Below are 11,461 nucleotides of genomic sequence, written 5' to 3'. Positions count from 1 at the left end.
CACCGATCCGTCGGCCGAAAGGTGTTACGGGGCGTCCCGGCCGACGGAACTGATGGGTTCTGTCGGTAATCCTGGCAGTTCACGGCGGTTTCCCGGCCGTCGTTAAACCACCTTTAAGGAGAACTTGCGCCGGCCCACAGTCAAGGCGTCAGCGCGGACGCGGCCAGCGCCGCCCGGCACGCGGCTCGCGGGCGTCCCGGGCCATCCGTCCGACCAGCCCGAACCGGTTCACCGGCCGGGGCGCCGCGTCCGGGTCGGCCAGCAACATGACCACGCTGGCCCCGCCCAGCCGGGCCCGGTCGATGCTCACCGAACCGTTGGCCTGCAACGCGACCCGCTTGGCGATGTCCAGCCCGAGCCCGGTGGAGCCCTGGTCGCTCTCGCCCCGGCGCAGCGCCCGGTCCGGGTTCGGGATGCCCGGCCCGGCGTCGTCGATCCGGATCGCCACCCAGCCGTCCCGGCGGCTCACCGCCACCTCGAACGCGGTGCCCTGCGGCGTGTACCGGAACACGTTGCCGATCACCGCGTCCAGCGCGGCGGCCAGCTCGGCGCGCGGCACCGGCGCCGGGATGCGCAACTGCGCACCGACCACCCGGTGCGGGCGGTTCTGGTCCCCGGCCAGCGCCGACCAGAACACCATCCGGTCCCGCACCACCTCGCTGACGTCGCACGACGCCGGCGCCGACTCCTGGCTCACCGCCTTGCGGGTCGTCTTGATCAGCTGGTCGACCTCGCCCTCCAGCGTGACGATCGCCTGCCGGATACGCCGGATGCCACGCCGCCGGTCCAGCTCCGCCTCACTGAACGTGCCGATGCTCGTGTCGTCGGACTCCAGCGCCTCGGCGTCCAGCCGCAGCGCGGTCAACGGCGTCCGCAGCCGGTGCGACAGGTCGGCGACCAGCTCGTGCTCGTCGGCACGCAACGCCACCAGCCGTTCCGTCATCCGGTTGAACGCGTGCCCGGCCTCGGCCAGCTCGCGCGGTCCGGTCGGCTCGACCCGTACCCCCAGCTCGCCGTCACCCACCGCGAGCGCCGCCTTGACCAGGTCGCCGGTGGCGTCCACGGCCCGGGCCGCCACCCGGTCGACCACCACCACCGCCGCGCCGACCAGCGCCAGCGCAATCCCGAGCAGCAACAGCCAGCGGCCCCCGCCCTCGTCGAGCGCCTCGTCGGGTACGAAGACCTCCACCACGGCGACCCGCTCGCCGAGCACCACCGGGTCCAGCCGCAGCACCCCGCCGTCCACCTCGGTCACCACCGAACGCCGCTGCGCGGCGGCGTCGGCGAGAGCTGCCGCGTCGGCCCGGCCGGCGGACTCGTCCGCCCCGATGCCGTGCACCACCGGGCGCAGCGCCGGGTCGTCGCCGGCCGCGGCGGCCACCGCCCGCTCGACAGCAGCGGTGTCGGTGCTCACCGCCAGGGCGCCGGTCACCAGCGCGGCGCGACGCGCGGCGTCGGCCAGTTCCGCCTCCCGGGCCCGGTCGGCGAGGGTGAGCCCGAGCGGGACGAGGAAGGCGAGCGCGATCAGGCCGCACATGCCGGCGGTGAGCCCGGCCAGCGTCAGCCTCAGTCCGGCGCCACCAGCCGGAAGCCGACCCCCCGCACGGTGCGCAGGTAGCGCGGCTTCGCCGCGGACTCGCCCATTTTGCGGCGGAGCCAGTACAGGTGCACGTCGATGGTCTGGTCCTCGCCGACCGATGGCTGCCGCCATACCTCCTCCAAGAGTTCCCGCCGGGACACTACCCGGCCGGGACGCGCGGCGAGATACGCCAGCAGGTCGAATTCCTTACGGGTCAGCGCCAGCGGTTCCCCGTCCAGCACCGCGCTGCGCTCACCCACGTCGACCCGCAGGCCGCCGACCGTGTGCACGGCCGGCGCGACGGTACGGCTGGCCCGCCCGGCCCGCCGCAGCACAGTGGTGATCCGGGCGTCCAGGTGTGCGCCGGTGAACGGCTTGACCATGTAGTCGTCCGCCCCGGCGCGCAGCAGACGCACCACCGACTGCTCGTCGTCGCGGGCGGTGGCGATGATGATCGGCACGTCGGTGATGCCACGCAGCATGCGCAGCGCGTCCGAGCCGTCCAGGTCGGGCAGACCGAGATCGAGCACCACCAAATCCGGTGTCTCGGCGGCGACCCGGCGCAGCGCGTCGAGCGCGGTGCCGACGGCGTGCACCGCGTGCCCCCGGTCGGTGAGCGACCGCAGCATGGCGCCGCGCACGACGTGGTCGTCTTCGACCAGCAGGACGGTTGCCACGTCAGCACCGTACTCGTCGTGGCAAGCCGGTCGCGTTGCGGCGGTCCGGCGAAGCGGGCAAGCTGAGACGGCGATGACGTTCACGCTCTTCCCCGACACCCGCCTCACGCTCGCCCGCGACGCGCTGGCCGGCCTGTCGGTGGGCGACGCCCTCGGCTCCCAGTTCTTCGTTCCCGGCCGGCGCCCGGACGACCTCGCCGCCGGCCGGCTGCCCGCGCCGCCGTGGGAGTGGACCGACGACACCGAGATGGCCTGCTCGGTGGTGGCCGAACTGGCTGCCGGGGCACGGATCGACAGGGACCGGCTGGCGTTGGCGTTCGCGCAGCGCTGCGAGCCCTACCGGGGGTACGGGCCGGGCGCGGTGAGGGTGCTGCGGCTGATCCGTACCGGCACGCCGTGGCCGGTGGCCGCCGCGTCCGCGTTCGACGGGCAGGGCTCCTGCGGCAACGGCGCGGCCATGCGGGTCGCGCCCCTCGGCGCCTGGCACGCCGACTCCACCCGGCGCGCCGCCGAGCAGGCCCGGGCGTCGGCCGAGGTGACCCACGCCCACCCGGAGGGCGTCGCCGGCGCGGTGGCGGTCGCTGTCGCCGCCTCGCTCGCCGCCCGCGCCCGCCTCGACGGCGGCCGGCCCGAGCCGGCCCGGCTGCTCAGCGCCGTCGCCGGGGCGCTCGACCCGGCCGGGGAGGTGCACCAGGGGGTACGCCGGGCCGCCACGCTGCTCGGTCGTCCCGCCGCCGAGGCGGCCGACGCGCTCGGCAACGGATCCCGGGTCACCGCGCAGGACACCGTGCCGTTCACGCTCTGGGTGGCGGCCACGCTGCTGCACGACTATCCCGCCGCGATCCGCGTCTGCGTGGAGGCGGGCGGCGACGTGGACACCACAGCCGCGATCGTGGGCGGGATCGTTGCCGCGTACACCGGGGTCGGCGGGCCCGGCGGCGTGCCGCAGGACTGGCTGACCGCGCGCGAGCCCCTTCCCGGCTGGGTCACCACCCCCGCCTGACCCGTCCCACCCGCACCCGCGCTCGCGGTCCGCCGCCGTAGGAGTCCGAGATCTTGGTACGGGACGGCCCTCCTGGGGGCCGTTCCGCACCAAGATCTACTGTGGTCTCGCGGTGCTCCCGCTTGCTGGGCGGGCGGCGGTCAGGGGCGCGAGGAGGCGGTGCCGGCGGTGACGGCTTCGGAGGTCGCGCTCTCGAGGGCCGCGTTGCCGACGCGGGGCACGCTGTCTTGGGTCGCGGTGGCGTCGGGAGGTGTGCGGCTGTCGGGGGCCGCGGTGGTGTCGTCGAGCGGCAGGGTCATGGCGTCGCGCCGGCGGCGGCTGAGCAGCCAGCCGATCGCCGCGCCGCCGGCCAGTCCGGCGAGCAGGCCGCCGCCGAGCAGCAGGTCCGCGCTCGGCCCGTCGCCGGCCGTGCCGGCCGTCGGCGCGCCGTTCGGGGCACCGTTCTGAGCACCGCCCTGCACCCCGCCCTGGGCTCCGCCCGCCGCGCCGTGACCGCCGTGCGCGCCGCCGTTCGTGCCGGCGCCGTTCGTGCCGGGGTCGCCGTTGTGCGTCATGGTGCCCGGCAGCGGCGGCAGCAGGTCGACGGTCGGCGCCGGGTGCTTGCCGCCCGCCGGGTCGGCCCACTGCACGACGGTGCCGTCGGCGTACGTCTGGGTCACTGTGAACGTGAGCCGGTCGGTGGCGGGCATCGGACCCATGCCGAGCGGCAGCCGGGCCGCTCCGGCGCCGGTGCCGGGCACCCGCAGCCAGGTCACCGAATGGGTCACCTGGTTCAGTTCGGCCGCGTGCATGCCGGGGACCGGCTGGTCCAGGGTGCGGGTGGTGATGGTCGGCGCCCAGTCCGGCACCGACAGCGGGTACACCTCGCCGATCGGGGCGTCCGGGGGCATGGTCAGTTCGATCTTCGTGGTGCGGGTGCCGGGGCGGTCCGCCGGCACCACCACAGACAGCTGGATCGCGTCGCCCTGGCGTACCTCGGCGGGAGAGGTCGTGACCGTGACCTCGGCCGCGCTCGCCGCGCCCGGCCAGCTCACCGCTCCGGCGAGCGCGGCGGCCAGCAGCGCCGCCGCCCACCGGCCCTGACGAATCATCCTCATCGTGGCCCCCATCCATCTCGACCGGGGCCGGTCCGGCTCCGGCCCCACCTGGTAGTTCGGGCGGCGGGGCGAAAAGGTTCAACGCGGGCCGAACTCGTTGCCGGCGGGCAGCGGCGTCGGCGACGGCACGCCTCGGGGCGACCGATAGCATCGCAGGGGCCGGTCACCGGCCGATCCGTACCGTCGACGACTAGGAGTCACCGTGTCCGCACCCCGTACCCCCGTCGTGGCCGACCCCGTCGTCGTCGCCGCCGGGACCACGGCGGCCGACGCGGTGGCCGCGGCCGGCCTGCCGATGAGCGGGCCGAAGGCGATCGTGGTGGTCCGCGATCCGCAGGGCCAGCTGCGCGACCTGGACTGGCGTCCGGCCGAGGAGGTCGCGGTCGAGCCGGTCGCGCTGGACAGCCCGGACGGGCTGAACGTGCTGCGCCACTCCACCGCGCACGTGCTGGCCCAGGCGGTGCAGGACGTCTTCCCGGAGGCGAAGCTCGGCATCGGCCCGCCGATCGAGAACGGCTTCTACTACGACTTCGGCGTCGACAAGCCGTTCCAGCCGGACGACCTGGCCAAGCTCGAGAAGCGCATGCAGGAGATCGTCAAGTCCGGCCAGCGGTTCCGCCGCCGCCGGTTCGCCGACCTGGACGAGGCGCGGTCCGAGCTGGCCGCCGAGCCGTTCAAGCTGGAGCTGATCGAGGTCAAGGGGGAGGGGCTGGACTCCTCCGAGGTGATGGAGGTGGGCGGCGGCGAGCTGACCATCTACGACAACCTCGCTGCGAACGAGGACAAGGTCTGCTGGTCGGACCTGTGCCGCGGCCCGCACCTGCCGAACACCCGGCTGATCGGCGCGTTCAAGCTGATGCGCTCGGCCGCCGCGTACTGGCGCGGGTCGGAGAAAAACCCGCAGCTGCAGCGCGTGTACGGCACCGCGTGGCCGACCCGCGACGAGCTCAAGGCGTACCTGAAGCTCCTGGAGGAGGCCGCCCGCCGCGACCACCGCAAGCTCGGGGCGGACCTCGACCTGTTCAGCTTCCCCGACGAGATCGGCTCCGGCCTGCCGGTCTTCCACCCCAAGGGCGGCGTGCTCAAGCGGGTGATGGAGGACTACGTCCGGGCGCGGCACGTCGAGGAGGGCTTCGACTACGTCGGGACGCCGCACATCTCCAAGGAAGGGCTCTTCCACACGTCGGGACACCTGCCCTACTACAAGGACACGATGTTCCCGCCGATGGAGATGGAGGGCAGCGACTACTACCTCAAGGCCATGAACTGCCCGATGCACAACCTGATCTACCGGTCGCGCGGGCGGTCCTACCGGCAGTTGCCGCTGCGGCTGTTCGAGTTCGGCACGGTCTACCGGTACGAGAAGTCGGGCGTCATCCACGGCCTGACCCGGGTGCGCGGATTCACCCAGGACGACTCGCACTCCTACTGCACGAAGGAGCAGGCGCCGGCCGAGATCAAGCACCTGCTCGGCTTCGTGCTCAGCCTGCTGCGCGACTTCGGCATCGACGACTTCTACCTGGAGCTGTCGACCCGCGACGACTCGAAGCCGGACAAGTTCGTCGGGTCCGACTCCGACTGGGCGACCGCCACCGCCGTGCTGGAGCAGTGCGCGCTGGAGACCGGGCTGGAGCTGGTGCCGGACCCGGGCGGCGCGGCGTTCTACGGCCCGAAGATCTCCGTGCAGGCCAAGGACGCCATCGGCCGGACCTGGCAGATGTCGACGATTCAGTACGACTTCAACCAGCCGAAGGGCTTCGGGCTGGAGTACCAGGCGGCCGACGGCACCCGGCAGCAGCCGGTGATGATCCACTGCGCCAAGTTCGGGTCGATCGAGCGGTTCATCGGCGTGCTCACCGAGCACTACGCGGGCGCGTTCCCGGCCTGGCTGGCGCCGGTGCAGGTGGTCGGCATCCCGATCCGCGAGGAGCACGGCGACTACCTGGTCGACTTCGCCGCGACGCTGCGCCGGCACGGCGTCCGGGCCGAGGTGGACCTGGGCGACGACCGGATGCAGAAGAAGATCCGCAACGCGCAGCAGCAGAAGATCCCGTTCATGGTGATCGCCGGGGACGACGACGTGGCCGCCGGCACCGTCTCGTTCCGCTACCGGGACGGCTCGCAGCGCAACGGCGTGCCGATCGACGAGGCGGTCGCGCACGTGCGCGAGGTGGTGGAGTCGCGCACCAACGCCGGTCCTGCCGCCGAGCGGGCCGGATCGTAGGATCGCCGGTGTGACAGGGGCGGAGCGGGACACCGGGTACGGCGGCGACAACGGTCTGGCGGACGGGCTGGACCGGCTCTGGACGCCGCACCGGATGACCTACATCTCCGGCGAGGACCGGCCCGAGGGCGGGTACGAGAAGCCGGCCGGCTGCCCGTTCTGCCTCGCGCCCGGGCTGCCGGCCGAGGAGTCCCTGGTGGTGGCCCGGGGCGAGCACGTCTTCGCGGTGCTCAACCTCTACCCGTACAACCCCGGGCACCTGCTGGTCTGCCCCTACCGGCACGTGGCCGACTACACCGAGCTGGACGAGCCGGAGACGGTCGAGCTGGCCGCGTTCACCAAGGCTGCCATGCGGGTGGTCCGGCACGTCTCCAGCGCGCACGGCTTCAACCTGGGCATGAACCAGGGTGGCGTGGCGGGCGCGGGCATCGCCGCGCACCTGCACCAGCACGTGGTGCCGCGCTGGGGCGGCGACGCCAACTTCATGCCGGTGATCGGCCGGACGAAGGTGCTGCCGCAACTGCTCGCCGACACCCGGGAGCTGCTCGCCAAGGCGTGGGCGGCGGCCTGACGCCGGCCCGTTCCGACAGTACGATCTTGCGCATGGCTCTCCTGCACCGCGCGGAACTGCGCCCCTCGAAACTGGAGCTGCTCGTACCCTGGCTGCCCGGCCGGTCCTGGTTCGCCGGGGAGGCGGGCGCGGAGGTCAGCCGCGTCGCGGCGTACCGGTTCGACGATCCGGCCGGTGAGGTGGGCGTCGAGACGCTGCTCGTGCGCGCCGGTGACGGCCCGGTGCTCCAGGTGCCGCTGACCTACCGGGGCGCGCCGCTGGCCGGGGCGGACGACTTCTTCGTGGGTCTCGTCGAGCACTCGGTGCTCGGCCGCCGCTGGGTGTACGACGCCTGCGGCGACCCGGTGTACCCGCCGCTGCTTGCTGCCGCAGTGCTCGCCGACGCCGGCCAGGCCGAGGAGTATTTCGAGGTCGACGGCAAGCGTGAGATGCGTCCGGCGAGCATGACGCTGACCGGGAGCCGGACCGGCCGCCCGGTGCCGACCGGTCCGGCTTCGGCTGGTTCGGTTTCGGCTGGTTCGGTTTCGACGGGTTCGGTTTCGACCGGCTCGGGTGACGGCGGCGTGACGGTGGCCCGGGTGGGGGACGTCGAGCTTGCGGTGGTCCGGCGGCCCGTACCGGCCGAGGTGCCGGGCTCCGGTGGGCTCACCGGCTCCTGGCCGGGCCAGGACGAGCCGGTGCTGCTGGCCTACGCGCGCTGACGGCTCGCCGGGCGGCGGCGTTCCTCCTCAGATCCGGATCGGGAGGGATGACCTCGGACCGATATACCTCAGAGGCATATTTATGACTCTGAGGTATATCGCTTCACCGCGAACGTCCACCGCCTGGCGTCACGCGGCGTGATCGCGCCCGGACTCTTCGGCTACGAACCGGCCCGCGATCGCCGGGAAGATGACAGGATGCGGCGGTGGCAGTCGACAAGCGACAGTTGGGGCGCAGCGGCATCGAGGTGAGCGCCCTCGGTATGGGGTGCTGGGCCATCGGCGGCCCCTGGGCCGAGGGCGCCCGCCCGCTGGGCTGGGGCCAGGTCGACGACGACGAGTCGGTACGCGCGATCCGCCGCGCGCTCGACCTCGGCGTCACGCTGTTCGACACCGCCGACACGTACGGCGCCGGGCACGGCGAGCGGGTGCTCGGCCGGGCGCTCGCCGGGCGGCGCGGCGAGGCCGTGATCGCCACGAAGTTCGGCTACACGTTCGACGAGAGCGCCCGGCAGGCCACCGGGGAGAACGCCTCGCCGCACTACCTGCGCCGGGCGGTGACCGACTCGCTGCGCCGGCTGGCCACCGACCACATCGACCTCTACCAGCTGCACCTCGGTGACCTGCCGCTGCCCCGGGCTGAGGCGCTCATCGGCACGCTCGACGACCTGATGGACGACGGCCTGATCCGGGCGTACGGCTGGAGTACCGACCGGGCCGACCGGGCCGCCGCGTTCGCCCAGGTCGCCCGGGGCGCCGCCGCCGTGCAGCACGCGCTGTCGGTGCTCCGCGACGCCCCGGCCATGCTCGACGCCTGCGACAAGCACGACCTGGCCAGCCTGGCCCGGGGACCGCTCGGGATGGGGCTGCTCACCGGCAAGTACACGCCGGAGTCGACGCTGCCCCGCGACGACGTACGCGGACTCGGGCCGACCTGGCTGGAGTGGTTCCGCAGTGGCCGGCCCGCCCCGGAGTGGCTGCGCCGGGTCGCCGCCGTCCGCGACGCGTTGACCGCCGACGGCCGTACCCTCGCCCAGGGGGCGATCGGGTGGATCTGGGCGCGCAGCGACCGCGCGGTGCCGATCCCCGGCGCCCGTACCGTCGCCCAGGTCGAGGAGAACGCGGCAGCGCTGAGCTGGGGTCCGCTCGCCCCGGACCACTTCGCCGAGGTGGAGCGGCAGCTGGCGGCGGTACGCTCGGCAGCCCTCCGGGACGCCGACCGCCCCCACTGGCCGATGCCCCCGGTCCCCGCCGTCCGCCCCTGACCCCGCGGCGGGTGGGCGGGGCGGGCGGGGTCAGTGGGAGGTGGACTCCTTGCGGGCCTGGTCGGCCAGGTGGGCGGGCATGGGCTCGTGGCGGGCGAACTCGCGGCGGAACGTGCCCGTGCCGGCCGTCATCGAGCGCAGCTCCACCGCGTACCGCAGCAGCTCCGTGGCGGGCACCTCGGCGCGGACCAGCGTGCGGCCCTCGGCGTCCGGGTCCGGCTCGGTGCCGAGCACCCGGCCGCGCCGCCCGGACAGGTCGCCCATCACCGCGCCGACCGACGAGTCCGGCACCCGCACGGTGATCTCGTCGACCGGCTCCAGCAGCGTCGGCTGGCCCTTCTCGGCGGCGTCACGCAGCGCCAGCGCGCCGGCGGTCTGGAACGCGGCGTCGGAGGAGTCGACGCTGTGCGCCTTCCCGTCCACGAGCGTCACCCGCAGGTCCACCACCGGGTAGCCGGCGACCAGGCCGCGTTCCATCTGCGCCCGTACACCCTTCTCCACCGACGGGATGTAGTTGTGCGGGACCGCGCCGCCGACCACCCGGTCGACGAACTCGAAGCCGGCGCCCCGGGGCAGCGGCTCCACCTCGATGTCGCAGACCGCGTACTGACCGTGGCCGCCGGACTGCTTGACGTGCCGGCCGTGCCCGCGCGCGGCGGCGCCGAACGTCTCGCGCAGCGGCACCCGGACCGGTTCGGTGTCCAGCTCGACGCCGCCGCCGCGCAGCCGGTCGAGCACCACGTCGGCGTGCGCCTCGCCCATGCACCACAGCACCAGCTGGTGGGTCTCCGCGTTGCGTTCCAGCCGCAGCGTCGGGTCACCGGCAACCAGCCGGGACAGGTTGCGGGCCAGCGCGTCCTCGTCGGCCCGGCTGCGCGCCACGATCGCCACCGGCAGCAGCGGCTCGGGCATCTCCCAGGGCGCGACCAGCAGCGGGTCGTCCTTGGCGGAGATGGTGTCGCCGGTCTCCGCGCTGCCCGACTTGGTGATCGCGCACAGGTCACCGGCGACGCAGGCGGCCACCTCGCGCAGCGTCGCGCCCAGCGGGGTGTAGACGTGGCCGACCCGCTCGTCGGCGTCGTGGTCGGGGTGGCCGCGCTCGGCCATGCCGTGACCGGACACGTGGATGACCTGGTCGGGGCGGAGCGTGCCGGAGAAGACGCGCACCAGCGAGACCCGCCCGACGTGCCTGTCGACTGTCGTTTTGACCACCTCGGCGACGAGCGGGCCGTCCGGGTCGCAGGTCAGCGGCGGGCGGGGCGAGCCGTCCACGCCGGTGACCGCCGGCAGGTCGTGCTCCAGCGGCGACGGGAACGCCGCGACCAGGCCGTCGAGCAGCGCGTCCAGGCCCACGCCGGTCTCCGCGCAGACCGGCACCACCGGGTAGAAGTGGCCGCGGGCCACAGCGGTCTCCAGGTCGGTGATGAGCACCTCGGGGTCGATCTCCTCGCCGCCGAGGTAGCGGTCCATGAGGGTCTCGTCCTCGCTCTCGGCGATGATCCCCTCGATCAGCTCGTTGCGGGACTCCTGGATGGCCGGCAGGTGCTCCGGGTCCGGCTCGCGTACCTCCGGCGGCAGCCCGGCCGAGTAGTCGTACACCCGGCGGGTGATCAGGCCCATCAGGCCGGCCACCGACTCGCCGTCGTCGCCGAGCATCGGCAGGTAGAGCGGGAGCACGTTGTCGCCGAAGACGCGCTGGCACAGCGCCACCGCCTCGTCGAAGTCGGCCCGCGGGTGGTCCAGCCGGGAGACCGCCACCGCGCGGGGCATGTCGACGGCGGCGCACTCCTCCCACAGGGCGGCCGTGGCGGCGTCCATGCCGTCGACGGCGGAGACCACGAACAGCGCCGCGTCGGCGGCGCGCAGCCCGGCGCGCAGCTCGCCGACGAAGTCGCCGTAGCCCGGCGTGTCCAGCAGGTTGACCTTGACGTCGCGGTGCACCAGCGGCGCGCAGGCCAGGCTGACCGAGCGCTGCTGCCGTACGGCGGCGGGGTCGTGGTCGCAGACGGTGGTGCCCTCGGTGACGGCGCCGGCCCGGCCGATCGTGCCGCTGGCGGCCAGCAGCGCCTCGACGAGAGTCGTCTTGCCGGCGCCGGAGTGCCCGACGAGCACCACGTTGCGAACCCTGCCGGGCTCGGTCACCACCGGCGCGCCGCCGGTGACACCCTTCTCGTTCTTCTGCGCCATCGCGGCGCACCTCCCTCAACCGGTGGTGGTGGCGACCGCCGCGGGCGACGGGGGAGCGGACCCGGGACGGGCGCCGCGGCGATATCTTCCGGTGATCTCCTGCTGGCCGGGAACGCGGACCGGTGATCCGGTGAACTGGCTCACCTCCTGGCTCGAT

The 11,461-nt window shown here is 73.9% G+C and carries 9 protein-coding genes; 5 read left to right on the top strand and 4 right to left on the bottom strand.

Annotated features, from left to right (window positions below):
* Nucleotides 1–148 precede the first annotated feature (148 nt).
* Together HA073_RS11570 and HA073_RS11565 are read right to left on the bottom strand one after the other, a co-directional pair.
* Nucleotides 149–1,537, bottom strand: coding sequence for a HAMP domain-containing sensor histidine kinase (locus HA073_RS11570; protein ID WP_176722905.1), 1,389 nt, complete (start codon nt 1,535–1,537; stop codon nt 149–151).
* A 29-nt stretch (nt 1,538–1,566) separates the two neighbouring features.
* Nucleotides 1,567–2,256: a response regulator transcription factor gene (locus tag HA073_RS11565; protein ID WP_064448739.1), complete on the bottom strand. Its 690-nt coding sequence runs from the start codon at nt 2,254–2,256 to the stop codon at nt 1,567–1,569.
* A gap of 73 nt (nt 2,257–2,329) precedes the next feature.
* Between HA073_RS11565 and HA073_RS11560 the strand changes: the two genes are divergently transcribed.
* The gene (locus tag HA073_RS11560) at nt 2,330–3,259 is read left to right on the top strand and encodes an ADP-ribosylglycohydrolase family protein (protein ID WP_064448738.1); all 930 of its coding nucleotides are present in this window, start codon (nt 2,330–2,332) and stop codon (nt 3,257–3,259) included.
* Nucleotides 3,260–3,399: 140 nt separating this feature from the next.
* On the opposite strand, the gene HA073_RS11555 is transcribed toward HA073_RS11560, so the two are convergent.
* Nucleotides 3,400–4,356 carry a YcnI family protein gene (locus HA073_RS11555; RefSeq protein ID WP_166456353.1) on the bottom strand — a complete coding sequence of 319 codons (957 nt, stop codon included), beginning with the start codon at nt 4,354–4,356 and terminating at the stop codon, nt 3,400–3,402.
* A 202-nt stretch (nt 4,357–4,558) separates the two neighbouring features.
* Between HA073_RS11555 and thrS the strand changes: the two genes are divergently transcribed.
* The 4 genes from thrS (at nt 4,559) to HA073_RS11535 (ending at nt 9,117) form a co-directional block, all read left to right on the top strand.
* Complete coding sequence (thrS, locus tag HA073_RS11550; protein WP_166456352.1) at nt 4,559–6,580, top strand: threonine--tRNA ligase; 2,022 nt, start codon at nt 4,559–4,561, stop codon at nt 6,578–6,580.
* Between the two features lie 10 nt (nt 6,581–6,590).
* Nucleotides 6,591–7,151: an HIT domain-containing protein gene (locus tag HA073_RS11545; protein WP_043325006.1), complete on the top strand. Its 561-nt coding sequence runs from the start codon at nt 6,591–6,593 to the stop codon at nt 7,149–7,151.
* Between the two features lie 32 nt (nt 7,152–7,183).
* Nucleotides 7,184–7,852, top strand: a complete 669-nt coding sequence (locus HA073_RS11540; protein WP_166456351.1) for a hypothetical protein — start codon at nt 7,184–7,186, stop codon at nt 7,850–7,852.
* Nucleotides 7,853–8,115: 263 nt separating this feature from the next.
* Complete coding sequence (locus HA073_RS11535; protein ID WP_205797050.1) at nt 8,116–9,117, top strand: aldo/keto reductase; 1,002 nt, start codon at nt 8,116–8,118, stop codon at nt 9,115–9,117.
* Between the two features lie 30 nt (nt 9,118–9,147).
* On the opposite strand, the gene HA073_RS11530 is transcribed toward HA073_RS11535, so the two are convergent.
* Nucleotides 9,148–11,304, bottom strand: a complete 2,157-nt coding sequence (locus tag HA073_RS11530; protein ID WP_166456349.1) for an elongation factor G-like protein EF-G2 — start codon at nt 11,302–11,304, stop codon at nt 9,148–9,150.
* Between the last annotated feature and the right edge of the window lie 157 nt (nt 11,305–11,461).

It is taken from the genome of Micromonospora sp. CMU55-4, from assembly GCF_011602315.1.
Taxonomy (GTDB): Bacteria; Actinomycetota; Actinomycetes; order Mycobacteriales; family Micromonosporaceae; genus Micromonospora; species Micromonospora chalcea.
Note: the sequence above shows the minus strand (reverse complement) of the source record. Positions and strands in the feature narration are given on the sequence as shown.